Here is a 25,492-nt window from a genome sequence, read left to right on the forward strand (position 1 = left end):
TTTTTTTGAAAGGGCTGTAACCAGCCGGTCCGATGGCACGAAACACAATGGACAGCAGGACGCGAATGAGCGATGCCGAGGCGGCGCTGCGGAGCCTGTTCCTGCGCGGCCTCGCTGGCGACGCAGCGGCTTATCGCGAATTCCTGCAAAAACTCAGCGCGCATCTGCGCGCCTTTCTGGGCAAGCGCCTTTTCGGCTGGCCCGATGAAGTGGAAGACCTTGTTCAGGAATGCCTGCTCGCCATGCACAACCAGCGCCATACCTACCAGAGCGACCAGCCGCTGACGGCATGGGTGCATGCGATTGCGCGCTACAAGATGATCGACCTGCTGCGCGCCAAGTCCGTGCGCGAGGCGCTGCATGACCCGCTGGACGACGACCTGGCCGTGTTCGCCGAATCGGCCATCGACGCCAGCGACGCGCGCCGGGACCTCGGCGGTCTGCTGCAGACGCTGCCGGAGCGCCAGCGCCTGCCAATCGTGCACGTGAAGCTCGAAGGCCTTTCAGTGGCCGAGACGGCGAGCCTGACCGGCATGTCCGAATCGGCCGTGAAGGTTGGCATTCACCGCGGCCTGAAGGCCCTCGCGGCCAGACTCAGGAGCAAGGCACCATGAAAACCGACGATCTCGTCGCCATGCTGGCCACCGGCGCCGCGCCCACGCCGCGCCGCGCCACGGGCCGGCGCCTGGCCCTGGCGCTGTTGGCGGGCGTGCCGCTGTCGTTTGCCATTCTGTTCGCTGAATACGGGGTGCGCCGCGATCTGGTGCAGGCCATGTTCTGGCCGATGTTCTGGGTCAAGGTGCTGTTTCCGCTGTGCATTGCGGCGGCGGCCTTCGTGATGGTGCAGCGCCTCGCGCGTCCGGGCGTGCAGGTGCGGCGCGCTTGGCTCGGCGTTGCCGTGCCGGTGCTGGCGGTGTGGGTGATGGCGGCCATGTCGTGGTTCAACGCGCCGGCCGAAGAACGCATGCCGCTGCTCATGGGCGAGTCGTGGCGCATCTGCGCGGTCAGCATCGGTCTCATGGCGCTGCCCGTCTTCGCGGCGGCACTGCTGGCGTTGAGGAGCCTGGCCCCGACGCGGCCGGCGCTGGCCGGTGCGGCCGCCGGCGGGTTGGCGGGCGGGGTGGGCGCCGCCGTCTACGCGCTGCACTGCATGGAACTGACGGCACCGTTCCTTGCGGTCTGGTACGTCAGCGGCATTGCGGTGCCGGTGGTCCTGGGCGCCTTGCTCGGGCCGCGCCTGCTCCGGTGGTGAACTGAGCGGGCGGGCGGGCCGGCCCGCACCGGCTCAGCGCTTCTTGGCGCCGAAGATGCCACCCAGCACGCCGCGCAAGATTTCCTTGCCCACCGAGGTGCCCATGGTCCGCACCGCCGACTTGGCCATGGTTTGCACCAGGCCGTCGCGTTTGCCGCCGCGCGGGCCCGTGCTGCCGAAAAGCAGGTCGTTCAGCATGCTGCCGCCTCCGGGCGATTCGGCCGCATCCTTGGCGCCCGGCTTGGCCGCCGGCGCATCGGGTGCGCTTTCGGCGCGGCCCTTGAGTTTTTCGTAGGCCGATTCGCGGTCGACGGTTTTTTCGTACACGCCAGCGACGAGCGAATTGGCAATAACCGCCTGGCGCTGCGCGGGCGTGACGGGGCCGATCTGGCTGCCGGGCGGCACCACGAACACGCGCTCGGTCACGCTCGGGCGCCCCTTGGCGTCGAGAAAGCTCACCAGCGCCTCGCCCACCGCAAGCTCGGTGATGGCGGTTTCGATGTCCAGGCCCGGCTTCTGGCGCATGGTGGTGGCCGTGGCTTTCACGGCCTTCTGGTCGCGCGGGGTGAAGGCGCGCAGCGCATGCTGCACGCGGTTGCCCAACTGGGCCAGCACCGAATCCGGAATGTCGAGCGGGTTCTGCGTCACGAAATAAACGCCCACGCCCTTGGAGCGCACCAGCCGCACCACGAGTTCGATGCGTTCGACCAGCGCCTTGGGCGCCTCGTTGAAGAGCAGGTGGGCTTCGTCGAAGAAAAAGGCCAGCTTGGGCTGGTCGGGGTCGCCGATTTCGGGCAATTGCTCGAACAACTCCGACAGCATCCAGAGCAGAAAGGTGGCGTACAGCCGCGGCGAGTTCATGAGCTTGTCGGCGGCCAGGATATTGACCACGCCCTTGCCGCCCACGGTTTGCATGAAGTCGGCAATATTGAGCATCGGCTCGCCGAAGAACTTGTCGCCGCCCTGCGTTTCGATCTGCAGCAGCCCGCGCTGGATGGCGCCCACGCTGGCGGCGCTGATGTTGCCGTATTCGGTAGTGAACTGGCTCCCGTTCTCGCCCACGTACTGCAGCATGGCGCGCAGGTCTTTCAGGTCGAGCAGCAGCAGGCCGTTGTCGTCGGCAATCTTGAACACCAGGTTCAGCACGCCGGCCTGGGTTTCGTTCACGTCGAGCATGCGGCCCAGCAGCAGCGGGCCCATGTCGGAAACCGTAGCCCGTACCGGATGGCCTTGTTCGCCGAACACGTCCCACAGGGTGACGGGGCAGGCCGCCGATCCGGGCAGCTCGATGCCCCGTTCCTTCAGTATGGCGGCCATCTTGTCGCCGATGGTGCCTTTCTGGCTCATGCCGGTCAGGTCGCCCTTGACGTCGGCCATGAACACCGGAACGCCGATGCTCGAGAGCTTTTCTGCGATGGTCTGCAGGGTGACCGTCTTGCCGGTACCGGTGGCGCCGGTGATCAGGCCGTGGCGATTGGCCAGGCTCGGCAGCAGGGCGCACTCGGTGGTGTCATGGCGCGCAATCAGAAGGGGGTCGGCCATAAAGGGCTCCGGGTCGTATCGAAGCGGGCAGTCTAATCAAGCGGCGCTCCTATAATCCACGGCCCCCGAGGTAGTTACGGAAAAAGTTTCAGGAGGTTTTTTTTGTCATCGACTGCTCAGCCCCCCATTCCCGCCGTTGGCGATTCACCTGAACAGTCGCCGATTGAAAAAGAGTTGGCCGTCTTGCTGGTGAACGCGCTCAATCTGGAAGTTGCCCCCGAAGACATCGTGCCGACCGATCCGCTGTACGGCGAAGGCCTGGGCCTCGATTCGATCGACATTCTCGAAGTTGCACTCGAAGTGTCCCGGCGCTACGGCTTCCAGTTGCGCTCGGACGACGAGCGCAACCAACAGATTTTCCAGTCGCTGCGCACGCTCGCGACCCACGTCGCCCAGCACCGCAGCGCCTCCTGATCCATGTCTCGATGGCGACTGGCGCTCCTGCTGCTGGTGGGAGTGACCTATGCCGGCCTCTCTCACTGGATGATGCTGTTCCACCCCACCGAGCCGTGGGCGGTGGTGGTCTTGCTCGGCCCGCTCTGGCTGGCCGCCATGGGTTTTGCCGCCAGCAAGCTCGGCCGTTGGGGTTTCGTTGCGGCCATGCTGCTCGGCATCGCGGGCTTTGCCCTGGTTTTCCTGGGTGAGGCGGGCGACACAAACCGGCTCTATGTGTTCCAGCACGTGGCCCTCAACGGCTTGCTGTGCGGCTGGTTCGGCGCTTCGCTGCGCGGGCCCGGCCTGCCGCTGATCACCCAGTTTGCCCAGCGCGTGCATCCGCTCAAGGGCCATATGCTGGCCTACACCACGCAGCTCACCCGCATCTGGACCGTGTATTTCGCGCTGGTGGTGGTGTCGTCGATCGTGGTGTACCTGACCCTGCCTTTCTCGGCCTGGTCGCTGCTCGCGAACGTGCTGACACCGCTCTCGGTGACCCTGCTTTTCGTGGGCGAGCACCTGGTGCGTTACCGGCTGCATCCCGAATTCGAGCGTACGCGGCTCATCGATGCGGTGCGCGCCTTCCAGGGCACATCGACCATCGACCCCGGCACCGGCAACCGTTGAAACAGGTGGCACCCGCGTGAGCGCAGATACCCGCCTGCTGCCCCTGATTGCGAACCGGGACCTCGATGCGCCCCTGGTCTGGCGCGCGGGCGTGCCGGTGAGCACGCGCCAGTTCCTGGCCGACGTGGCCCGCTTCGCGCCGGTGCTGCCCGCAGAGGGCAAAGCCGTCAATCTTTGCGTCGACCGCTACGCCTTTGCGGTCAGCCTGGCCGCTGCGCTGGTGCGCGGCCACGCGAGCCTGCTGCCGCCCGACGCCCGGCCCGACACGCTCGCGCGCCTGCTCGACGCCGGAGGTGCCGGTCTTTTTGCATTGACGGACGACGCCGGCCTTGCCACCCCGGGCATGCCGCGCGTGCTGATCGAAGACCGCTCCAGCCTCGAAGGCGGCGACGGCCTCGAGGTACCGGCCGTCGATGGCGGCATGCACGCCGTGAGCCTGCTGACCTCCGGCTCGACCGGCGTGCCCCAACCGCACGCCAAGCGATGGGAAACGCTGGTCGGCGACGTCGCGGTGGCGGTGGAGCGGCTCTCCAGCCTGCTCGGGCGGCCGTCGCTTGCCGGCCTGACGCTGGTCGCGACCGTGCCGGTGCAGCACAGCTACGGCCTGGAATCGTCGGTGCTGCTGGCCATGCTGGGCGGTGCCGCATTCGAAAGCGGGCGGCCGTTCTTTCCGGCCGACGTCGTGAAAACGCTGGCCTCGGTGCCGCGCCCGCGCGCGCTGGTCACCACGCCTTTCCACCTGAAGACACTGCTGCTCTCGGGCATCGAGCTGCCGCCGGTCGACCTGATTCTTTCCGCCACCGCACCCCTGTCGCCGCAACTGGCGGCACAGGCCGAACAGGCGTTGGGCGGCGTGCTGATCGAAATCTACGGCAGCACCGAGTCCGGCCAGGTCGCCACCCGCCGCACCACGCAGAGCGAGGTCTGGGAAAACTTCGGCAACATTCGCGTGCATGCCGAGGCGGGCGAGGGCGACGGACCCGAGCGCTTTGTTTTCAGCGGCGACTTCCTGCCCGAGCCCACGCCTATGGCCGACGTGCTCGAACTGCTCGATGCGCGCCGCTTCAGGCTGTTCGGCCGCGCCAACGACCTGATTCACGTGGCGGGCCGGCGCAGTTCGCTCGCGCACCTGAACTATCACCTCAACAGCATTGCGGGCGTTGAAGACGGCGCGTTCTGGCTCCCCGACGAAGTGGCCGACGGCGTGGTGCGCCCGGTGGCCTTTGTGGTGGCGCCCACACTCTCGTCCGGCGAAATCATCGCCGCGTTGCGGCAGCGGCTGGAGTCGGTGTTCGTTCCGCGCCGCGTGGTGCAAGTGAAGGCTTTTCCGCGCGAAGGGACCGGCAAGCTCACGGTGCGGGCGTTGCGCGAATTCGCGCTCGCGCAGCTCGCGGGCGACAACACCCCGGTGCAAATGGCGCATGCGGTGCCCATCGATCATCCGGCGTTTGCGGGCCACTTTCCCGGTCAGCCGCTGCTGCCGGGGGCGCTGATACTGGCCGAGGTCATGGAGGCCGTGCAGCGCGTGCCGGCGCTGGTTGCCCGCCTGGGCGCCCATCCCACGCTCGCGGCGGCCAAGTTTCTCGCCCCTGTGCGTCCGGGAAGCATGCTTTCCATCGAACTGCAACCCGAGCCCGGCGCTGCGCGCGGCGTGCGTTTCGACGTGCGCTGCGACGGCGTGGTGGCTGTCACCGGCCGCTGGACCGCGGTGCAAGAGTCGGCGTGATGAAGCACACCGACGTCGAGACGCACGCCGTGAAAGAGGCGGCGCAGACAGGCCAGCGTGGCGACTGGGCGCACGCGCCGGAGCGCAGCAACATGCTGGCGCTGCGCTTCATCTGCCTGATGGCGCTGGTCTGCGGGCGCCACGTCACGCGGCTGCTGCTGCCGCCGATCAGCCTCTACTTTCTGTTGTTCGCGCCCGCGCAGCGCCGCCACATCAAGCGCTATCTGTTCAGGGCCATCGGCCCGCGCGCAGGGTGGACAGACGGCTATCGCCTGCTGCACGCCTTTGCCTCGACGGTGCTCGACCGGGTGTACTTCCTGCGCGGACGCATGGACCTGTTCGACGTGAAGGTCGAGGGCAACCTTCCGCTGGAAGCCGAGGCGCTGAAGGGGCGCGGCGCCTTTCTGCTGGGCGCGCACGTCGGCAGCTTCGAGGCGATGGGCGCCTGCAAGCACAAGAGCCAGCACAAGCATGAGTTGCGCCTGGCGATGCTGATGTACCCCGACAACGCACAGCGCATCACGGCCATTCTCAATGCCATCAGCCTGCCCGAACTGCGGCCTCACGTGATCGCGCTGGGCCGGCCGCATTCGATGCTCGCGCTGCGCGACTGGCTCGACAACGGCGGACTCGGCGGCATGCTCGTCGACCGCACCTTGCCGGGCAGCGAGGACCAGCCCGCGCAGCAGCGCGGCAACAACATCGTGCTGCCATTCCTGGGCCAGCCGGCGAGCTTCAACGACGGCCCGTTTCGCCTTGCAGCGCTGTTGCGGCGCAAGGTGTTCTTCATGGCCGGCCTCTACGGCGGCGGCGCGCGCTACGATGTTCAGTTCGACCTGCTGGCCGATTTCAGCGAGCGGCCGTCCGACCCCGCCGAGCGGGAACGCCGCATCCGCACGGCAGTCGAAGCCTACGTTTCGCACCTCGAAGCGCTGTGCCGCGCCTACCCCTACAACTGGTTCAATTTTCATGATTTCTGGCTCGAAGATTCGGTTTGACTGGCTTTGCAGGAGCCTGCTGCTGGCATTGGCCTGCTGCGCCGCGCCGGCGTGGGCTTTCGACCTGCCCGAGCTGATGGGGCTGCTCTCGAAGCAAAAGAGCGGCGAGGCCCGTTTCACCGAGCAGCGCTTCGTGCACGGGCTGGAAGGCCCGCTCGATGCCCGCGGCACGCTGAGCTTCGAAGCGCCCGACAAGCTGGTGCGGCGCACCTTGTCGCCGCGCGTGGAAACCATGGCGGTCGAGGGCAACACGCTGACGCTGTCGCGCGGCGGCCGCAACCGCACGCTCACGCTCGACAGCATGCCCGAGCTGCTCGGCCTGGTCGAAGCCATGCGCGGCACGCTGACAGGCGACGGCACCACGTTGCAGCGCTATTTCCGCAGCACCGTGGGCGGTTCGGCCGGCAACTGGACGCTCGACCTTACGCCCATCGACAGCCGCCTTGCGGCGCAGATGCGCAGCATCCGCATCACCGGCCGCGCCAGCGAAGTGCTGGGCCTTGAAATGGAATTCGTCGGTGGCGACCGCTCGGTGATGAACATCACGCCCGAGCGGCCGGGCGCTGCGTCCAACGCACCCACTGCGCCAGCAGGCGCTGCCGGGCGCACCACGCCGTGATCGCACGCGAGACCGGGGGAGGGCCGCCGAGCTGGCAGCGCCGCGCATTGGTGCTGCTGGTGTGGGCTCTGGTCCTGCTCGGCGGCGGGTTGCAGATCGCGCGCACGCAGTTCAGCGCGGACCTCTCGGCTTTCCTGCCCAAGAGCCCCGATGTACGGCAGCAGGTGCTCATCGAGCAGCTGCAAAGCGGTGTCGCCTCGCGCACGCTGCTGCTCGGCATCGAGGGCGGCGCCAGCGCGGAGCAGCGCGCCGAGGTGTCCCGCGCGGTGGCCAAGGCCATGCGCGAAAGCCGGCTGTTCGACCTGATCCAGAACGGCGACACCGGCGACTGGACCGAAGCCGGCACCTGGGTCTTCGAGCACCGCTACCAGCTCTCGCCCGGCGTCAAACCCGAGCAGTTCACCGTCGACGGTTTGCGCGACGCAATCAACGAAACGCTGTCGATGCTGGGTACGCCGGCCGGCAACGTGATCAAGCCCTTGCTCGACCGCGACCCCACCGGAGAGACGCAACGCATTGCCGTGGACCTGGCGCCGGCAAGCGCGCCGCGTACCGAGGGCGGCGTGTGGATGTCGCGCAACGCGCCGCGCGCGCTCATGATTGCCACCACGCGTGCCGCGGGCAGCGATCTCGATGCTCAGGCCGCGACCATCGCGAGCGTGCACGCAGCCTTCGACGCCGCAACGCGCGGCATGGGCGAGGCCAGGCCGAAGCTGCTGCTCAGCGGCCCGCCCGTGTTCTCGGTGCTGAGCCGCGACAAGATCAAGACCGAAGCCATTCACCTCGCGATCGTGGGCGGCATCGTGATGGGCGGCCTGCTGCTGCTGGCCTTTGCGTCGCCGCGCGCGCTGGTCATCGCTTTTCTTCCCGTGGCTACGGGCGTGGTCATCGGTACCGCCGCGGTGAGCGTGGTGTTCGGCTCGGTGCATGGCATGACACTGGGCTTCGGCAGCACGCTGATCGGCGAAACGGTCGACTACGCCATCTACTACCTCATTCAGGCGCGGGGCGCCGCCGTGGCCGGCACCGGCTGGGCGCGCTGGCGCGACGTGCATTGGCCCACCGTGCGGCTCGGGCTGCTGACTTCGGTGTGCGGTTTTGCCGCGCTGGTGTTCTCGGGATTTCCGGGCCTGGCGCAACTGGGTGTTTTCTCGATTGCGGGGCTCGTGGCGGCTGCGCTTGCCACGCGCTATGCGCTGCCCATGCTCGCGCCCGACGGTGCCACCGGCATGGGCATGCGCAAGTACATGGCGCGCGGCGCCGGCCTGCTGGTTCGCGGCCTGCCGCGACTGCGCTGGGTTCTGGCCGGGCTTGGCGTGGCCGCGCTGGCGCTGGTCATCTGGCAGGGCGGGCATCTCTGGCGCGCCGACCTTGGCGCGATGAGCCCGGTGCCCAAGTCGGCCCAGCAGCTCGATGAAATGCTGCGCGCCGACATCGGCACGGGCGACGGCAGCACGCTCGTGGTGGTCTACGGCGCCGACGAAGAGGCCGCGTTGCGCAACACCGAGGCGGCCACCGCGCGGCTCGAGGCGCTGGTCGACAAGGGCGAGCTCGGCGGTTTCGAAGCCGTGACGCGCGTGCTGCCAAGCGTGGCGACCCAGGCCGCGCGGCTGGCCAGCCTGCCCGATGTCGAGACCCTGCGAACCCGGCTGGCCGAGGCCACGCAAGGATCGCCGTTGCCCGCCACGCGTCTCGGACCGTTCCTGGCCGAAGTCGAAGCCGCGCGCAAGCTGGCGCCCGTGCGGCGTGCCGACCTGAAGGACGGCCCGCTCGGTTCGCTCGTCAACACGCTCATGTACCAACGCCCGGGCGGCGGCTGGTCGACGCTCGTGGTTCTGCATCCGGGCCCGAAGTTCGATGCGGGGCGGCTCGAAGCGGCGCTCGTCGGCGCGCCTGAAGTGCAGGTGGTCGACGTGGGCCGCGAACTCGCCGGGCTCTATCAACGCTACCTGCACGAGGCCTTCGTCCAGGTGCTGCTCGGCGCGTTGGCCGTGGTGGTGCTGCTTGGTATCTACCTGCGTTCGGGCAAACGCCTGCTCGCGGTTTGCCAGCCGCTGGTGGTCGCGGTGGTGCTCACGCTCGGCGGCATGGCCGTGCTCCAGGTGCCGTTGGGCATCCTGCACCTGGTCGGCCTGCTGCTGATCGTCGCGGTCGGCTCCAACTACGCGCTGTTCTTCGACCAGCTCCGCGTGTCCGGCCGGGCCGACGAGGACACGCTGGCCTCGCTGATGCTGGCCAACCTGACCACCGTGGTGTCCTTCGGGCTGATCGCGATCTCGGATATTCCGGCGCTGTCGTCCATCGGCCGCGTGGTTGCGCCCGGAGCCTTGCTGGCGCTGCTGCTCTCGGCGGCCTTCGCCAGCCGGGTGGCGCCGCCGCCCGCGCGCGGCTGATGGGAAAATCCCGAGCCATGTCCTCCACATCCGCCGCACCGTCCGAATCCTGGCCCTGGCCGCCGGTCATTCGCGTGAGCGCGGCCGTGCACGTGGCCGCCATCGGCGCGGGCGCGCTGGTGCCGGGGGCGATGCCCTGGGCCATCGGTGCCGTCGTGCTGAACCATGCGCTCATCACCGGTGCGGGGCTCACGCCGCGCAGCAGTCTTCTGGGGCCCAACGTCACGCGCTTGCCCGAGGCGGCCGGTGCGCGGCGCGAAGTGGCCATCACCATCGACGATGGCCCCGAGCCCGAGGTCACGCCCCGCGTGCTCGACCTGCTGGACGCGCATGGCCAGCGCGCCACTTTTTTCTGCATTGCCGAGCGCGTGCTTGCGCATCCGGCGCTCGCGCGCGAGATCGTGGCGCGAGGCCACAGCATCCAGAACCACACCGCGCGGCATCGGCACAATTTTTCTTTTCTCGGCCCCAGGGGCTTTGCGAGCGAGATTGCGCGGGCGCAGGAAATCCTTGCTGAAACCACGGGCCAGCGCCCGACCTGTTTCCGTGCGCCGGCCGGCTTGCGCAACCCGTTCCTGGAGCCGGTGCTGCACCGGCTCGGCCTTTCGCTCGTGAGCTGGACGCGCCGCGGCTTCGACACGCGCGAAGGCGATCCCGCCAAGGTCATGGCGCGCCTCGCCCGCAACCTGCAGGCGCGCGACATCCTGCTTCTGCACGACGGCAACGCCGCGCGCACCCCCGAAGGAAATCCCGTGTTGTTGGAGGTATTGCCCTTGCTGCTCGAACGCCTGCGCGCCGAAGGCCTTAGCGCCGTCACTTTGCCCGAGGGCCTGAAGCCATGAGCGCGGTGCTGCCTTCTTCGACCGGCACCACCGACAGCGCATGGCGCGAACTGCATGAGGCCGCCACCATTCCCTACAAGAAGGGCGGCAGCTTCGCCTGGCATTTCGCGCGCGGCAAGCTGGGGCGCGACCCCGTGTTTCGCGGGCTGCTCGAGCGCGGGCTGATCGGCCCGGAGCATCGCCGCGTGGTCGACATCGGCTGCGGGCAGGGGCTCTTCGCGAGCCTGCTCGCATCGATGAGCCAGATGCAGGCACAAGGCCGCTGGCCGTCTTCGTGGAAGTCCACGCCGGCGGCGGCCGATTACACGGGCATCGAGCTGATGCCCAAGGACGTGGCGCGTGCCGAGGCTTCCATCGGCCATCTGCAACCGGCACCGAAGCTGGTCTGTGCCGACATGTGCTCGGCGCCGTTGCCGGACTGCGACCTGGTCGTGATTCTCGACGTGCTGCATTACGTGAACATCGAGGCGCAAGACGGCGTTCTGCAGCGCGTGCGCGATGCATTGCAGCGCGGCGGCAATGTGGATGCACGGCTGCTGCTGCGCGTGGGCGATGCTTCGAGCAAGCGCGGCTTCGCCATCAGCCAGTGGGTCGACCGCACCGTGACGCGCATCCGCGGCCACAAGGTGTCGCCCACCTGGGGCCGTCCGCTGGCCGATTGGATCGCCGTGCTGCAGCGGCTGGGTTTCAGCGTGCAGAGCATCCCCATGAGCGAAGGCACGCCCTTTGCCAACGTGCTGCTGGTGGCCGACCTGGAGCCCTCTGCATGACAACGGCCCCCCAAACGCTCGACCGTGCGGGCATTGCGCAGCGCATTCCGCACAGCGGCAGCATGTGCCTGCTCGACCGCCTCGAGCGCTGGGACGCCGAGTCCATCCATTGCAGCACCCGCACCCATGCGCAACCGGACAATCCGCTGCGCACCGCGGGCGGTCTGCTCGCGCCCAACGCCATCGAATACGCCGCGCAGGCCATGGCGCTGCACGGCGGCCTGCTGGCCGCCGAGGGAAGCACGCCGTCGGCTGGCTTTCTGGCGAGTGCGCGCAATGTGCGATTTTCGGTCGCGCGGCTCGACGACGTTGCCGGCGCACTGCAGGTGCAGGCGCGGCGCCTCTCGGGCGATACGAACCAGATCCTTTATGAATTCGCGGTGAAGGACAGCGATGGCCTCATGCTGGCCGAAGGCCGCGCCGTGGTGGTGCTGAACACACCGCTTGCAACCGGAGCGACCACCGCATGAGCCTTGAAGGAAAACGCGCACTGATCACCGGCGCCAGCGGCGCATTGGGCGCCGCCATGGCCGAGCGCCTGGCGCGCGACGGCGCCACGGTGCTGCTGCACGCCAATTCGCGCCCCGAAGCGGTGGAGCAGCTGGCAGCCACGATTGCGGCCGCGGGCGGCAAGGCCGAGTGCCACGTGTTCGATCTGCGAAGCGACGAAGCCTGCCGCGTGGCGTGCGAACGCATGCTCGAAGGCGGGCCGGTCCAGATCATCGTCAACAACGCCGGCGTGCACGACGACGCGGTGCTGCCCGGCATGCGCGCCGAGCAGTGGCACAAGGTCATCGATGTCTCGCTCAACGGATTCTTCCGCGTGACGCAGCCGCTGCTGCTGCCGATGATGCGCACGCGCTGGGGGCGCGTGCTCAATATCTCGTCCGTCTCGGCGCTGACCGGCAACCGCGGGCAGGTCAACTATGCCGCCGCGAAGGGCGCGCTCAACAGCGCGACCAAGGCGCTTTCGCTCGAAGTGGCGTCGCGCGGCGTCACGGTCAACGCCATTGCGCCGGGCATCATCGCCTCGCCGATGGCCGATGCGGCCTTCGACCCGGCCATGGTCAACCAGATGGTCCCGATGAAACGCGCCGGAACGCCGCAGGAAGTGGCGGCGCTGGCCTCGTTCCTGGCCAGCGACGAGGCGGCCTACATCACGGGGCAGGTGATTTCGATCAACGGCGGAATGATCTAGCCGCCGCCCGTCTGGGTCAGGGTTGAAAAGGCGGCAGCCGCCGCGCCTTGCGCCACAGCAGCGCGGGCAGGCGCAAGACGAATTCGACCATCAGCCGTGCGTGCATCCACGTCAGCAGCACGTTGTCGCGCCCATAGCGAAAGTGTGAAACCCCGCCTTCCTCGGCCGTCAGGTACTTCACCGGCGCGTCGATGTTCACGGGCTTGACGCCGCGCCAGGCCAGCCGCACGACGGCCTCGGTGTCGAAGTCGAAGCGCCGCATCCACGGCTGGCGTGCCATCACGGCGATCAGGTCGGCCACCGGGTACACGCGAAATCCGTAGAGCGAATCGCCCACGCCGGCGAACAGGGTTTCGAGTTGGGTCCAGCCGTTGGACACGCGCCTTCCGCGCACGCGCAGCAGCGGGGCGGAGGCATCGAACACCGGGCGCCCGAGCACCATGGTTTCGGGCCGCGCCTGCGATGCGGTCATGAAAGAGGGAATCAGGTCGGCCGGGTGCTGGCCGTCGGAATCCATGGTGAGCGCGTGCGTGAAGCCGGCCTCGCGTGCCGCGCGCAGGCCGTGCAGCACGGCCGCGCCCTTGCCCTGGTTGTGCGGCAGCAGCCAAACGCGCAGGCCCGGGTCGCTGGCGGCCATTTGCTGCAGGCGTTCACCCGTGCCGTCGGTGCTGCCGTCCACCACCACCCAAACCGGATTCCACTGCGCGCGCGCCGCTTCGACCGTCGAGAAAAGGCGTTCGCCCGTGTTGTAGCTGGGAATCAGGACAAGGTGTGTGCGCGAGGCGTCTGGCATGCGGGGGACGCGTCGTTGGCGCGCTGTTCCATGTTTTGGCGAAAGTATTGTTCCAGCTCCGATTGCAGCACGTGGCTGTCCTGCAAGGGCGCAAACCGCTCGCCCAGCCGCAGCTTGAAGACGACGGGCAGCGGCGGCACGCGCCACAGCGGCCAACCCTTGCTGAGATACGGCGAATCGGTTTCGATGAACACGGTCTGGATCGGTGCCTGTGCGAGCTTGGCAATCAGCGTCACGCCGTGGCCGAACGGATTGAGCGGCGGCGTTACCGTGCGCGTGCCTTCCGGAAAAATGACCAGCTGCCCGCCGTTGCGCAGGTCGGCCACGGCCAGGCGCACCATGGTGCGTGCCGATTCGTTGCTGATGTAGCGCGCAAGGCGCGCACCCGCGCCGAGAAAGATGTTGTGCAGCAGGTCGGCCTTCATGATGCAGGCGCTGCGTGGCAGCCGCGCCACCAGCAGCAGCGCGTCGAGCATGGTCGGGTGGTTGGCGATGAAGATCACGCCGGGCTCGGTGCGCATCGGGTCGAGGCAGCTGGCGTCGATGCGCATCATTCCGGTCACGGAGGCCAAGCCCCAGAACATGCGGTAGGCAAAGGCGATGGTCAGGCGGCCCAGCTTGCGGGCGGGCGCCTCCGGCATCACCGGATAAAGCAGCATGGCGACGAAATTCCAGGCCAGCGAAATCAGGCCCAGGAAGAGCAGCAGCGCGTAGAGCATCAACGCGAGCGGAATGGCCGTGAGAATGCGCAGCACGCGGATCATCGACATCTCACCGGTCCGATCGAATCGCAACAACGGGTCAGGCCCGCAGGCGACCCGGGGCGACGGCATGGGCTTCGATCTCGACCAGCAGGTCGCTGCGGCAGATGTCCGCCTCCAGGTAGACCGCATGGCGAATCATCGGCGCATCGGCGCCGAGCGCGTTCTCGAGCACGCCGCGCACTGCATCGGTGTCGGCCGGATGGCGTACGTAGACCACGCAGTCGAGCATGGCGAGCGAGAACGTTGCCGTGACCTGGCTGTTGGCCGCCGCGATCACCGCTTCGAGGTTGCGCAGCGTTTCGCGCGTCTGCTCCAGCACATCTCCCCGATGAACGGTTTCGTGGCCCACGATGCTCGCGGTGCCCGAAATAAAAAGCGCCACGTCGCCGTTGCCGATGTCGGCCAGCGCGGCGCGCGAAAAGGTGGGCGAGCGCGGGCCATAAGTTTCCGGATACCGATAGGCCGAAACCTGGCGCGGATTTTCTACCGGCACGGGGGCCGTTTGCCCGGCCAGGAAGCGGATCGACAGTGCGCCCTGGTGAATGCCAAGCGCACACGCCGCGGGGGCGCCTTCGAAGGCGGCGCGGCCGGCTTCGAAAAAGGCTTCCTGGCGCCCGAGGTTGAACTGCCGGTAGCGCTCCAGCCCGCCGCCGTCGGCATTGATCTGAGGCAGGTAGTTCCAGATGCGCAGCAGGTGCGGCGTTGCGGCCTGGTCGAGCGTCTTGAAGAGGTCGCCGTAGGCGCGGTGCGCAATTTCGGCGAGGTTGTGTTTCTCGGTGGATTCGTCGATGTCGATGGCACCGAGCAGCCAGTGGCCGTTGCTGCGCCAGCGGGCGATGCCGGTGGTGCCCGATTGAACATGCCCACCGTTCACGTGCCACACGTCGGCCATGGCGCCTTGTCCGGAAAGCACGCGCGCGTTGACGGTCGGCATCCACGCCAGTTCGTGCGGCGTGCCGTAGCCGAGCGCCGCAAAAGGTGCGATGCCGTTTGCGGCCAGCGCAAGGCTGTCGGACAGTGAAAGGCGCTCGACGCGCAGATGAGAAATTTCGCCCTGAACTCGCACGGTCAACCGGCCTCGACGGTGTTTTCTGGCTTGCGGGCCATGTATTCGGAAAAAACGCCGAGGCTCGCGTGCCGGCGCACTTCGGTGAAGCCGGCGGCGCGCAGCGCTTCCAGCACACGCTCGGGCGGAATGCAGGCCTCGATGGTGTCCCAGTAATAGCGCCACAGCTCCGAGGTGTTGGTGCGGCGCCCGACCACGCGGGCAATCAGCGGCACCACGGCGCGCATGTAGCCCTTGAGCAGTGCGGTGGCGATGCGGCCATTCGGCTTGGTGATTTCGAGCACCACCAGGCGGCCCCCGGGGCGCAGCACGCGGTGGAACTCGCTGAATGCGGCCGCTACGTCGCTGATGTGGCGCATGGCATAGCCCATGCTCACGAAGTCGCAGCTGGCGTCGGGCCGGGGCAGGGATTCCGCCACGCCCGGAACCAGTTCCACGCCCGGCAGGTTGATTTGTTCCATCATCCCTACGCTGGGGTCGACGCCCACCAGTTGGCCCGTCGGGCCGATGATCTTGAGCGCCTCGCGTGCGACCAGCCCGGTGCCAATGCCGACATCGAGCACCTGCGCGCCCGCAACGAGCCCCGCCTGCGTCAGTGCGGCCCGCCGGTACGACGGGCCGGTGCCGAAGGCGAGCACGCTTTCGATGCGGTCGTAGTCGGCGGCGGTGCTGTCGAAGATGCGGCGCAGGAACGCCTGGTGCTCTGCCTCGTTCTTGTAGTACAGCGGCAATGGGGTGTGCGGCGGGAGGATTGCCGGATTACCGGAGCAGTCAGAAGGCGATGGCGTCATCGAAGGATTATCACCAAAAGACCTGGCCGCTTTGGCGCCGGTGCCCGGGTCGTTGTGTGCGCCGGACAGTAAACTCGGAGCCTGCTTTGAAAACACAAGACTGCGAGATAGAAAGCCATGGCCGGACATAGCAAATGGGCAAATATTCAGCACCGGAAGGGCCGCCAGGACGAGAAGCGCGGCAAGCTCTGGACGCGCGCCATTCGCGAAATCACAGTGGCCGCCCGCACTGGCGGCGGCGATCTAAGTGCTAACCCTCGGTTGCGGCTGGCGGTGGAAAAAGCCAAGGCCGTCAACCTGCCGATCGACACCGTCAAGCGCAACATCGACAAGGCCACCGGCAACCTCGAAGGCGTGAATTACGAAGAAATTCGTTACGAGGGGTACGGAATTGGCGGCGCCGCGATCATTGTCGACACCATGACCGACAACCGCGTGCGCACCGTGGCCGAAGTGCGCCACGCCTTTTCCAAGCATGGCGGCAACATGGGCACCGAAGGCTCGGTTGCTTTCCAGTTCAAGCACTGCGGCCAGATCATCTTCGCGCCGGGCACCGACGAAGACAAGGTGATGGAACTTGCGCTCGAGGCCGGTGCCGAAGACGTGGTGACCGACGACGACGGCGCCATCGAAGTGCTGACCGCTGTCGGCGACTTTGAAGCCGTGAAGAATGCGCTCGAAGCCGCCGGCCTGAAGCCCGAGGTGGCCGAAGTCACCATGCGGCCCGAAAACACCGTCGAGATTACCGGCGAAGACGCGGCCAAGATGCAAAAGCTGCTCGATGTGCTCGAAGACCTGGACGATGTCCAGGAGGTCTATCACAACGCGGCGCTTTCCGAATGAATGACACACAGCGAATGAAGGCCTGCGAATGAAGGTACTGGTAATTGGAGGAGGGGGCCGCGAGCACGCTTTGGCGTGGCGGCTGGCGCAGGCCAATCGGGTCAGCCGCGTGTACGTGGCGCCGGGCAACGGCGGCACGGTGAGCGACGGGCGCTACGAGTGCATCGATATCACCGAGCCCGCCGCGCTGCGCGAGTGGGCCATGAAGGAAAAGATCGCGCTCACGGTGGTCGGCCCCGAGGCGCCGCTGGCGGCCGGCGTGGTGGATGAATTCCGCACCCATGGCTTGCGCATCTTCGGCCCCACGCAGGCCGCTGCGCAGCTCGAGAGCTCCAAGGCGTTTTCCAAGGCGTTCATGAAGCGCCACAAGATTCCGACCGCCGAATACGAGGCCTTCACCGACGCGGCCGCGGCCCATGCCTACATCGATGCCAAGGGCGCACCGATCGTCGTCAAGGCCGACGGCCTGGCTGCCGGCAAGGGCGTGGTGGTGGCCATGACCGCGCAAGAGGCGCACGAGGCCGTCGACTTCATGCTGGTCGACAACAAGTTCGGCGTGTCGCACAACGACGGCGGCGCGCGCGTCGTCATCGAAGAGTTCCTGCAGGGCGAAGAAGCCAGCTTCATCGTGCTGTGCGACGGCAAGAACGTGACCGCACTGGCCACCAGCCAGGACCACAAGCGCCTGCTCGACAACGACGAAGGCCCCAACACCGGCGGCATGGGTGCGTATTCGCCCGCGCCGGTGGTCACGGCCGAGGTGCACGCGCGTGCCATGCGCGAAATCATCCTGCCGACGATTCGCGGCATGGAAAAAGACGGCATTCCGTACACCGGCTTTCTTTACGCCGGTCTCATGATCGACCCGTCGGGCCACCCCAAGACGCTCGAGTTCAACTGCCGCATGGGCGACCCCGAGACCCAGCCGATCATGATGCGGCTCAAGTCCGATCTGTTCGAGGTGTTCTGGCACGCCACCGACGGCACGCTCGACCAGGTCGAGCTGCAGTGGGACCGGCGCGTGGCGCTTGGCGTGGTGATGGCGGCGCACGGCTATCCGCTTTCGCCGCGCAAGGGCGACCGCATCACAGGCATTCCGGCGGAGACTCCTGATGCCGTGGTGTTCCATGCCGGCACCACGCAGCAGGACGGGGAACTCAAGACCAGCGGCGGCCGCGTGCTCTGCGTGACCGTGCTGGCGGACAGCGTGAAGCTCGCTCAGCAGCGGGCCTACGAAGTCGCCGCGCGCATCAACTTCGACGGCGCGCAATACCGCCGCGACATCGGGTACCGCGCGATCCACGCGCGCAGCAACCCGCAGGCTTGATGCAGCAGACCAATCCGGCAGCAGTCGGCGACTACCTGCGCAAGCTGCAGCAGGACATCGTCGCGGCGGTCGAGGCCGCCGACGGTGGCACCTGCACGCGCGACGCCTGGCAAAAGGAACCCGGAGAAAGCCTGCAGGGCAACGGCCTCACCTGCATTCTGGAAGGAGGAGAACTGTTCGAGCGCGCGGGCTGCGGTTTCTCGCAAGTGCGCGGGCCCAAGCTGCCGCCTTCGGCCACGCAGAACCGGCCCGAACTCGCGGGCGCGCCTTTCGAGGCCATGGGCGTTTCGCTGGTGTTCCACCCGCGCAACCCCTACGTGCCAATCGTTCACATGAACGTGCGCATGCTGGCCGCCTTGCCCGAGGGCAAGGACCCGGTGTGCTGGTTCGGCGGCGGCATGGACTTGACGCCTTGCTACGGCTTCGAGGAAGACGCGGTGCATTTCCACACCGCGTGCCGCGACTCGCTCGCCGGCTTCGGCGACGACAAATACCCGCGCTTCAAGACTTGGTGCGACGAGTATTTCTTTCTGAAGCACCGCAACGAGCAGCGCGGCATCGGCGGCATCTTTTTCGACGACTTCGCCGAGGGCGGTTTCGAAAACGGCTTTGCCATGTTGCGTTCCGTGGGCAATGGCTTCTTGCCGGCCTACCTGCCGATCGTCGAGCGGCGCCGCGGCATGCCGTGGGGCGAGCGCGAGCGGGCGTTCCAGCTCTATCGGCGCGGGCGCTACGTGGAGTTCAATCTCGTGTGGGACCGCGGCACGCACTTCGGGTTGCAGTCGGGCGGGCGCACCGAATCGATCTTGCTGTCGATGCCGCCGCTTGCGAGCTGGGCCTATCGCCAGCAACCCGAACCGGGCAGCCCCGAAGCCGCGCTGTACAGCGACTTCATCGTGCGGCGCGACTGGTTGTGAGCCCCTCCGGCGCGCCGCGCATCGGCGTTTTCGGCGGCGCATTCGATCCGCCGCACAACGCCCATCTCGCACTGGCCGAGGCGGCGCTCTCGCAGCTCGGCCTTTCCGAACTGCACGTCATCCCGACCGGGCAGGCCTGGCACAAGAGCCGCGCGTTGACGCCGGCGCAAGACCGCCTGGCGATGACGCGGCTGGCTTTTTCAGGCCTTGCGGGCACCGTGGTGGTCGACAGCCGCGAAGTGTTGCGCGACGGCCCCACCTACACGCTCGACACCCTGCATGAATTGCAGCGGGAGCAACCCGGAGCACAGCTCGTTTTGATCATGGGCGCCGACCAGGCCACCGCGTTGCCGACATGGCACGGCTGGCAGGCTATACTCGGCATTGCTATCGTTTCTGTAGCGTATCGCGCATTATCGACGGGCGACACTGCTCGTTTTGATCCGAAAATGCTGCCCGGCCTCCCGGCTGGCGCACGTTTCGAAGCGCTCGAATTGCCGGCCATGGACACCAGCGCTACCGATATCCGGCGGCGCGCGGCGCTTGGCGAGGACATTTCCTCGCTGGTTCCGTCCGCCGTTGCACGCTATATTGACCAACACCACCTTTACCGCTCTGCCTGATGACCACTGAAGCCGCCGCCAAGAAAGACACCCAGAAACTCCAGCGAGCCATCATCGATGGACTCGAAGACGTCAAGGCGCAGGACATTCAGGTTTTCGACACAGAGCATCTTTCGCCGCTGTTCGAGCGCGTGATCGTTGCGTCGGGCACCTCGAACCGCCAGACCAAGGCGCTGGCCGCCAGCGTTCGCGATGCAGTGCGCGAAGCCGGTTTCGGCAAGCCGCGCATCGAGGGCGAGGACAACGGCGAGTGGATCATCGTGGACTGCGGCGCGGCCGTGGCGCACATCATGCAGCCCGCCATCCGCCAGTACTACCACCTCGAAGAGATCTGGGGCGACAAGCCGGTGCGCGCCAAGCTCGGCGGCACCAAGCCGGCCCTTGCAACCGCCGCCAAGGTGAGCGAAGAGAAGAAGCCCGTTGCGGCCAAGATGCCCAACCTGCGCCGTGCAAGCGCGGCCAAGACCGCCATTCGCGCGGCCGAGCAGGAAGCCAAGGCCGAAAAGGCCAGCCGGAGCCCGGCGAAGAAAACCGCCGCCAAGAAGGCGCCCGCCAGGAAGACCACGACCGCGCGCGTGCCGGTCAAGGTCGTCGGCAAGCCCGCCGCAAAGAAGCCCGCGGCAAAGAAGGCGCCTGCCAAGAAGGCGCCAGCCCGCCGCGCATGAAGCTCCTGGTGGTCGCCGTCGGGCAGCGCATGCCCGACTGGGCGCAGACTGCCTGGGACGACTACGCCAAGCGCTTCCCGCCCGAACTCAAGCTCGAACTGCGGGCGGTCAAGACCGAACCCCGCGGCTCCAAGTCGCTCGAAACGCTTTACGCCGCCGAACGCGAGCGCATCGAGGGCGCCATTGCAAGAGGCATGCGCATCGTGGTGCTCGACGAGCGCGGCACCGCACTCACCACCAAGGCACTGGCCGCACGCCTGCAAACCTGGCAAGGCGAGGGCGACGACGTGGCGCTCGTCATCGGCGGCCCTGATGGGCTCGATCCGGCCTTCAAGGCCGCGGCGCACGAACGCATCCGCTTGTCCGACCTGACCCTGCCGCACGCCATGGCGCGCGTGCTGCTCGTGGAGCAGCTGTACCGGGCCTGGTCGGTCAACGCGGGCCATCCGTACCACCGGGAATGAACGGGCCGGTCGCCTTGCTCGATGAGGCGGGCTACGCGCTTCTGCCTGCACTGCTGCCGGCCGGGCACATGAACGAAATCGCGGAGTCGCTGCAGCCGTGGCTGCAAAGCGCGGTTGGCAGCCGCAATCTGCTGACGCAACCGGACTGCCGCGACATGGCGGTGCAGCTCAAGACGCAGTTGGTCGCAATCGGCCTGCTCGGTGACAACGCCACAGCCGTGCAGTGCACTCTGTTCGACAAGACGGCCGACAGGAACTGGCTGGTCGCGCTGCATCAGGACACGTCGATTCCTGCTTCCGCGAGTCCGCCTGACCCCGCGTTGCCCATTGCCATCAAGGAAGGCGAGCCGTATGTACAGCCGCCGGTGGACGTGCTGGAGTCGCTGCTCGCCGTGCGTGTGCACCTGGACGATTGCGGCGTCGATGCCGGCCCGCTGCGGGTGGTGCCGGGCAGCCATCGCGCCGGCCGGCTGGACGGCCCGGCAGCACAGGCGATGCGCAGCGCGCGCGCCGAGGTGACCTGTCCCGCCGCGCAGGGCGATGCCTTCGCCATGCGGCCGTTGCTGCTGCACGCCTCTTCGCGCGCCCGTGTTCCTTCCCGCCGGCGCGTTCTTCATTTTCTGTTCGGACCCGAGGTGTTGCCGCATGGACTGGTCTGGAACCTCACGGAGCCTTGAACTTGCCTGAATTTATCTACTTGGCGTCCCAGAGCCCGCGCCGCGCGCAACTGCTCGGCCAATTCGGCGTTCGCCATGAGCTGCTGCTGGCCGGCCCCGACGAAGACGCCGAATCGCTCGAAGCGGTGCTGCCCAACGAATCGCCCACCGCCTATGTGCAGCGCGTCACCGTGCTCAAGCTCGATGCGGCCGTCGCGCGGCGCAAGCGCCTCGGGCTCGCCGATGCGCCGGTGCTCTGCGCCGACACCACCGTGGCCCTCGGCCGCACCATCCTCGGCAAGCCCGAAGACGCGCGCGATGCCGAGCGCATGCTCGCACTGTTGTCCGGCGCCACGCACCGCGTGTTGACGGCCGTGGCGCTGCAGCATGGCCGCCGTCGCCATGCGGCGCTCAGCGTGTCGCGCGTGCGCTTCGCAACCATCACCAAAAAGCAGATCGCGCGCTATGCCGCGAGCGGCGAGCCGCTCGGCAAAGCCGGCGCCTATGCGATCCAAGGCGCGGCGGCTGCGTTCATCGAGCACATCAGCGGGTCCTATTCGGGCATCATGGGACTCCCGATGTTCGAGACCGCGCAGCTTCTTCGCAGCGCCGGTTTCAATACCTGAGAATTCCATGCAAGACATCCTGATCAACTGGTCCCCGCAGGAGACCCGTGTGGCGCTGGTCGAGCACGGCGCGGTGCAAGAGCTGCACGTCGAACGCACGCTGGAGCGCGGGCTGGTCGGCAACATCTACCTGGGCAAGGTCTCGCGCGTGCTGCCGGGCATGCAGTCGGCCTTCATCGACATCGGCCTGGAGCGCACGGCCTTCCTGCATGTGGCCGACATCGTGGCGCCGTTCACGCCGGGCTCGCGGCCGAGCACACCTGCGCCCGACCGCGACCATCGCAACGGCGGGCCGATGGTGCCCATCGAAAAACAGGTGTTCGAAGGCCAGTCGCTGCTGGTGCAGGTCATCAAGGATCCGATCGGTACCAAGGGCGCGCGGTTGTCGACGCAAATCAGCATTGCGGGCCGGCTGCTGGTGTTCTTGCCGCAGGACAACCACATCGGCGTTTCGCAAAAAATTCCTTCGGACCAGCGCGAATCGTTGCGCACCCGTATGCTGGCGCTGATCGAGGCCGCAGCGGCGGCCGACAGCGGCGGCGTGGTGCCTGCCAACACAGGCGGCTTCATTCTGCGCACCAACGGCGAAGACTCGTCCGATGCCGAACTGGCCGAAGACATTGCCTATCTGCGCAAGACCTGGTCGCGCATCCGGGATGCATCGAGCAAGATGCCGCCCATGTCGCTGCTGCACCAGGACCTGAGCCTGCTGCAGCGTGTGCTGCGCGACATGACCAGCGAAGATACGCAGACCATCCGCATCGACTCGCGCGAGCAGTTCGAGGTGCTGCTCAAGTTCGGGCTCGAATACATGCCGCAGGCGGCCGGCAAGCTGCAGCATTACAAGGGCGAGCGGCCGATCTTCGACCTCTATTCGGTCGACGAGGAAATCGCCAAGGCGCTGGGCCGGCGCGTCGAACTCAAGTCGGGCGGCTACCTCGTGGTGGACCAGACCGAGGCGCTCACCACGGTGGACGTGAACACCGGCGGCTTCGTCGGTGCGCGCAACTTCGACGACACCATCTTCAAGACCAACCTCGAAGCGGCGCAAGCCATTGCACGGCAATTGCGGCTGCGCAACCTGGGCGGGATCATCATTGTCGACTTCATCGACATGGGGCGCGACGACCACCGCGAGCAAGTGCTGGCCGAGTTCCGCAAGCAGCTCGCGCGCGATCGCGTCAAGACCACCGCCGGCGGCTTTTCGCAACTCGGCCTGGTCGAGATGACGCGAAAGCGCACGCGCGAATCGCTGGCCCACATGCTGTGCGAACCCTGTGCGGCATGCGGCGGGCAGGGCATCGTGAAGACGGCTCGCAGCGTGGCTTACGACGTGATGCGCGAGATATTGCGCGAGGCGCGGCAGTTCACGCCGCGCGAGTTCCGCATCGTGTCGTCGCCGCAGGTGATCGAGCTTTTTCTCGACGAGGAGAGCCAGCACCTCGCGGGGCTGAGCGATTTCATCGGCAAGCCGATTTCGCTGCAGTCCGAGCCCGCCATCGGGCAGGGCCAGTACGACATCGTGCTGCTCTGAGAGCGGCTCAGAGCGTCGGGTCCTGCCCCGGCGTTGCGCTGCGCACGGCCAGCGTCTGCAGGCGCGCGTAGAGCCCGTCCTGCGCCATCAGCTGCCCATGGCTGCCTTGTTCGGCGATGCGGCCTTTTTCCATCACGATGATGCGGTCGGCATGCTGGATGGTCGAGAGGCGGTGGGCGACGATCAGCGTGGTGCGGTTCTGCATCAGGCGCTGCAGGGCGTCTTGCACCAGCCGTTCCGATTCGGTGTCGAGGGCGGAGGTGGCTTCGTCGAGCAGCAGGATGGGCGCGTTCTTGTAGAGGGCGCGCGCAATGGCCAGGCGCTGGCGCTGGCCGCCTGAAAGCTGCGTGGCGTTGTGGCCGAGCACCGTGTCGATGCCCTGCGGCAGGCTTTCGACATGGCTGGCCAGGTTTGCGGCCTCTATGCATTGCCCCACCCGGGCGCGGTCGATCCTGGAGCCCAGCGCAACGTTGGCGGCCAGTGTGTCGTTGAGCATCACCACGTCCTGGCTCACCATGGCGAACTGCGCGCGCAGGCTTTTCAGTTCCCATTCACTGGTGTCGTGCCCGTCGAGCAGCACCTGCCCGCCGCTCGGCAGCACGAAGCGGGGCAGCAGGTTGACGAGCGTCGTCTTGCCGGACCCCGAAGGACCGACGAAAGCCACCACCTGGCCCGGCTCGATGGTCAGGCTCACGCCGTCGAGGGCGCGGGCTTCGTCTTCGCCGCGGTAGCTGACCTTGGCGTCGCGAAGTTCGATGCGGCCTTGCGCATGTTCGATGCTGAAACTGCCCTGCGGCTCGGGGGCAACCTCGTCGATCAGCACCAATCCGCGCTCGAGGGCGGCCAGGCCGCGGGTGATGGGCGCGGCCATGTCCGCCAGGCGGCGGATGGGCGCAATCAGCATCAGCATGGCGGTGATGTAGGCGACGAAACCGCCCACTGTGAGGCCTTGCTCGCCGCTTTGCCACAGCGCGATCATCACCACAACGGACAGCGCGAGCGCCGCCATCATCTGCGTGAGCGGCGTGGTGGCCGCCTGGGCGATGGTCGATTTCACGGCCAGCCGGTTCAGGCGCTGGCTCAGCTGCTCGAAGCGCTCGCCTTGGGCTTCTTCCGCGCCGTGCAGCCGCACCATGCGGTGCGCGAGCACGTTTTCTTCGACCACGTAGGCCAGCTCGTCGGTGGCCTGCTGGCCCTGCTGCGTCAGGCGGTAAAGGCGCTTGGAAAACACCTTCATGATCCACGAGATGCTCGGCACCAGGAAGGCGACGATGAGCGTGAGCTTCCAGTTCAGGTAGACCAGGTAGGCGAGCAGCGCAATCAGCGTGAAGCCGTCGCGCGAAAGCCCGAGCAGCGCCTGCACCAGCAGCATGGAGCCGGTCTGCACTTCATACACCACGGTGTTGGAGAGCGCGCTGGCCGACTGGCGCGAGAACAAGGCCAGCTCGGCGCCCAGGAGCCGCTGGAACAGCACACGGCGCAGCCGCTGCATGCCTTCGTTGGCGATGCGCGAGAGCGCATATTGGGAAATGAACTGCGCAATGCCGCGCACCGCGAACAGCAGCAGCACGGCAGCCGGCACGATCCACAACGCCAGCTGGCCGCGGTTGAATCCGCGGTCGAGCAGCGGCTTGAGCAGGGCCGCCATCAGGGGCTCGGTAATGGCGGCCAGCAGGGCGCCGACGAGCCCGACGGCCCACCAATGGCGCGAGCCGCCGAACCAGGTCATGAGGCGGGCCAGCCGGCGTGTCAGGGGAGGGCGTGCGGTCTCACTGCCGGGGGATGCTTGCATGGCGGCGGATTCTACGGGGCGCCCGGCAGGCGCTCAGAGGAAGAGGCCGTGTAGGACCGCATCGCCCAATAAACGTTTTGTGACGGCACGATCGAACCAGTGTGTAACATGTGGCCCGTCGCACCGGGTAGAACTTTTTGCCCCGAAACATCTCCGAACCGCATGAACAAGACGTTGCCAGTTTCTATTCCAACTCCTTTTTCATCGTTTTTTGCACGCCGCACCTTGA

Annotated in this window: 27 protein-coding genes; 21 read left to right on the plus strand and 6 right to left on the minus strand. The window is 67.2% G+C overall.

The features are described 5' to 3' along the window. Positions 1-32: 32 nt before the first annotated feature. Together ABIC94_RS04685 and ABIC94_RS04690 are read left to right on the plus strand one after the other, a co-directional pair. Positions 33-614 carry a sigma-70 family RNA polymerase sigma factor gene (locus ABIC94_RS04685; protein ID WP_436317934.1) on the plus strand — a complete coding sequence of 194 codons (582 nt, stop codon included), beginning with the start codon at positions 33-35 and terminating at the stop codon, positions 612-614. Next, a complete protein-coding gene (locus ABIC94_RS04690; protein WP_354371694.1) occupies positions 611-1,252 on the plus strand; it encodes a DUF1109 domain-containing protein in 642 nt (213 codons plus the stop codon). The genes ABIC94_RS04685 and ABIC94_RS04690 overlap by 4 nt, the downstream gene beginning before the upstream one ends. 33 nt (positions 1,253-1,285) lie before the next feature. Here the strand turns inward: ABIC94_RS04690 and ABIC94_RS04695 are convergent, their stop codons facing one another. Continuing rightward, the gene (locus ABIC94_RS04695; protein WP_354371696.1) at positions 1,286-2,794 is read right to left on the minus strand and encodes a helicase HerA-like domain-containing protein; all 1,509 of its coding nucleotides are present in this window, start codon (positions 2,792-2,794) and stop codon (positions 1,286-1,288) included. Positions 2,795-2,896: 102 nt separating this feature from the next. Between ABIC94_RS04695 and ABIC94_RS04700 the strand changes: the two genes are divergently transcribed. The 10 genes from ABIC94_RS04700 to fabG are packed head-to-tail and all read left to right on the plus strand — an operon-like array spanning position 2,897 to position 12,402. Continuing rightward, positions 2,897-3,208: a phosphopantetheine-binding protein gene (locus ABIC94_RS04700; protein ID WP_055796895.1), complete on the plus strand. Its 312-nt coding sequence runs from the start codon at positions 2,897-2,899 to the stop codon at positions 3,206-3,208. Between the two features lie 3 nt (positions 3,209-3,211). After that, positions 3,212-3,856, plus strand: coding sequence for a hypothetical protein (locus tag ABIC94_RS04705; protein WP_354371699.1), 645 nt, complete (start codon positions 3,212-3,214; stop codon positions 3,854-3,856). A gap of 16 nt (positions 3,857-3,872) precedes the next feature. Beyond that, entirely contained in the window at positions 3,873-5,582 is a 1,710-nt protein-coding gene (locus ABIC94_RS04710) for an AMP-binding protein (RefSeq protein WP_354371701.1), read from the plus strand. Beyond that, positions 5,582-6,580: an acyl-CoA synthetase gene (locus ABIC94_RS04715; protein ID WP_354371703.1), complete on the plus strand. Its 999-nt coding sequence runs from the start codon at positions 5,582-5,584 to the stop codon at positions 6,578-6,580. Before ABIC94_RS04710 ends, ABIC94_RS04715 begins: the two co-directional genes overlap by 1 nt. Further along, positions 6,552-7,199, plus strand: coding sequence for a LolA-related protein (locus tag ABIC94_RS04720; protein WP_354371705.1), 648 nt, complete (start codon positions 6,552-6,554; stop codon positions 7,197-7,199). The genes ABIC94_RS04715 and ABIC94_RS04720 overlap by 29 nt, the downstream gene beginning before the upstream one ends. Further along, the gene (locus ABIC94_RS04725; RefSeq protein WP_354371707.1) at positions 7,196-9,592 is read left to right on the plus strand and encodes an MMPL family transporter; all 2,397 of its coding nucleotides are present in this window, start codon (positions 7,196-7,198) and stop codon (positions 9,590-9,592) included. Before ABIC94_RS04720 ends, ABIC94_RS04725 begins: the two co-directional genes overlap by 4 nt. Continuing rightward, positions 9,592-10,434 carry a polysaccharide deacetylase family protein gene (locus ABIC94_RS04730; RefSeq protein ID WP_354371709.1) on the plus strand — a complete coding sequence of 281 codons (843 nt, stop codon included), beginning with the start codon at positions 9,592-9,594 and terminating at the stop codon, positions 10,432-10,434. Before ABIC94_RS04725 ends, ABIC94_RS04730 begins: the two co-directional genes overlap by 1 nt. Then, entirely contained in the window at positions 10,431-11,204 is a 774-nt protein-coding gene (locus ABIC94_RS04735) for a class I SAM-dependent methyltransferase (RefSeq protein WP_354371711.1), read from the plus strand. The genes ABIC94_RS04730 and ABIC94_RS04735 overlap by 4 nt, the downstream gene beginning before the upstream one ends. After that, positions 11,201-11,674: a hydroxymyristoyl-ACP dehydratase gene (locus tag ABIC94_RS04740; protein ID WP_354371713.1), complete on the plus strand. Its 474-nt coding sequence runs from the start codon at positions 11,201-11,203 to the stop codon at positions 11,672-11,674. The genes ABIC94_RS04735 and ABIC94_RS04740 overlap by 4 nt, the downstream gene beginning before the upstream one ends. Continuing rightward, positions 11,671-12,402, plus strand: a complete 732-nt coding sequence (fabG, locus tag ABIC94_RS04745) for a 3-oxoacyl-ACP reductase FabG (RefSeq protein ID WP_354371715.1) — start codon at positions 11,671-11,673, stop codon at positions 12,400-12,402. Before ABIC94_RS04740 ends, fabG begins: the two co-directional genes overlap by 4 nt. 16 nt (positions 12,403-12,418) lie before the next feature. On the opposite strand, the gene ABIC94_RS04750 is transcribed toward fabG, so the two are convergent. From ABIC94_RS04750 to ABIC94_RS04765, 4 genes are read right to left on the minus strand one after another with little or no spacing between them, the layout of a single operon-like run. After that, the gene (locus ABIC94_RS04750; protein ID WP_354371717.1) at positions 12,419-13,195 is read right to left on the minus strand and encodes a glycosyltransferase family 2 protein; all 777 of its coding nucleotides are present in this window, start codon (positions 13,193-13,195) and stop codon (positions 12,419-12,421) included. After that, a complete protein-coding gene (locus tag ABIC94_RS04755) occupies positions 13,162-13,965 on the minus strand; it encodes a lysophospholipid acyltransferase family protein (RefSeq protein WP_354371719.1) in 804 nt (267 codons plus the stop codon). Before ABIC94_RS04755 ends, ABIC94_RS04750 begins: the two co-directional genes overlap by 34 nt. A gap of 31 nt (positions 13,966-13,996) precedes the next feature. Continuing rightward, a complete protein-coding gene (locus ABIC94_RS04760; protein ID WP_354372033.1) occupies positions 13,997-15,025 on the minus strand; it encodes a Rid family hydrolase in 1,029 nt (342 codons plus the stop codon). Positions 15,026-15,027: 2 nt separating this feature from the next. Next, the gene (locus ABIC94_RS04765) at positions 15,028-15,816 is read right to left on the minus strand and encodes a class I SAM-dependent methyltransferase (RefSeq protein ID WP_354371721.1); all 789 of its coding nucleotides are present in this window, start codon (positions 15,814-15,816) and stop codon (positions 15,028-15,030) included. A 117-nt stretch (positions 15,817-15,933) separates the two neighbouring features. Here ABIC94_RS04765 and ABIC94_RS04770 point away from each other — a divergent pair, with 117 nt between their 5' ends. The 9 genes from ABIC94_RS04770 to rng are packed head-to-tail and all read left to right on the plus strand — an operon-like array spanning position 15,934 to position 23,471. Further along, on the plus strand, positions 15,934-16,659 hold the full coding sequence (locus ABIC94_RS04770; protein WP_126746025.1) for a YebC/PmpR family DNA-binding transcriptional regulator: 726 nt from the start codon (positions 15,934-15,936) through the stop codon (positions 16,657-16,659). Between the two features lie 28 nt (positions 16,660-16,687). Further along, complete coding sequence (gene purD / locus ABIC94_RS04775) at positions 16,688-17,986, plus strand: phosphoribosylamine--glycine ligase (RefSeq protein ID WP_354371723.1); 1,299 nt, start codon at positions 16,688-16,690, stop codon at positions 17,984-17,986. Beyond that, a complete protein-coding gene (hemF, locus tag ABIC94_RS04780) occupies positions 17,986-18,903 on the plus strand; it encodes an oxygen-dependent coproporphyrinogen oxidase (RefSeq protein ID WP_354371725.1) in 918 nt (305 codons plus the stop codon). The genes purD and hemF overlap by 1 nt, the downstream gene beginning before the upstream one ends. After that, complete coding sequence (gene nadD, locus ABIC94_RS04785; RefSeq protein WP_354371727.1) at positions 18,900-19,526, plus strand: nicotinate-nucleotide adenylyltransferase; 627 nt, start codon at positions 18,900-18,902, stop codon at positions 19,524-19,526. The genes hemF and nadD overlap by 4 nt, the downstream gene beginning before the upstream one ends. Further along, positions 19,526-20,191: a ribosome silencing factor gene (gene rsfS, locus ABIC94_RS04790; protein WP_354371729.1), complete on the plus strand. Its 666-nt coding sequence runs from the start codon at positions 19,526-19,528 to the stop codon at positions 20,189-20,191. The genes nadD and rsfS overlap by 1 nt, the downstream gene beginning before the upstream one ends. After that, a complete protein-coding gene (gene rlmH / locus ABIC94_RS04795) occupies positions 20,188-20,655 on the plus strand; it encodes a 23S rRNA (pseudouridine(1915)-N(3))-methyltransferase RlmH (RefSeq protein WP_354371731.1) in 468 nt (155 codons plus the stop codon). The genes rsfS and rlmH overlap by 4 nt, the downstream gene beginning before the upstream one ends. After that, complete coding sequence (locus ABIC94_RS04800; protein WP_354371733.1) at positions 20,652-21,332, plus strand: phytanoyl-CoA dioxygenase family protein; 681 nt, start codon at positions 20,652-20,654, stop codon at positions 21,330-21,332. Before rlmH ends, ABIC94_RS04800 begins: the two co-directional genes overlap by 4 nt. Positions 21,333-21,334: 2 nt before the next feature. Further along, positions 21,335-21,937: a Maf family protein gene (locus tag ABIC94_RS04805; protein ID WP_354371735.1), complete on the plus strand. Its 603-nt coding sequence runs from the start codon at positions 21,335-21,337 to the stop codon at positions 21,935-21,937. A gap of 7 nt (positions 21,938-21,944) precedes the next feature. Next, a complete protein-coding gene (gene rng, locus ABIC94_RS04810; protein ID WP_354371737.1) occupies positions 21,945-23,471 on the plus strand; it encodes a ribonuclease G in 1,527 nt (508 codons plus the stop codon). A 7-nt stretch (positions 23,472-23,478) separates the two neighbouring features. Here rng and msbA read toward each other — a convergent pair whose 3' ends face one another. Then, a complete protein-coding gene (gene msbA / locus ABIC94_RS04815; protein ID WP_354371739.1) occupies positions 23,479-25,263 on the minus strand; it encodes a lipid A export permease/ATP-binding protein MsbA in 1,785 nt (594 codons plus the stop codon). Between the last annotated feature and the right edge of the window lie 229 nt (positions 25,264-25,492).

It is taken from the genome of Variovorax paradoxus (assembly GCF_040544635.1).
Lineage (GTDB): Bacteria > Pseudomonadota > Gammaproteobacteria > Burkholderiales > Burkholderiaceae_C > Variovorax > Variovorax paradoxus_R.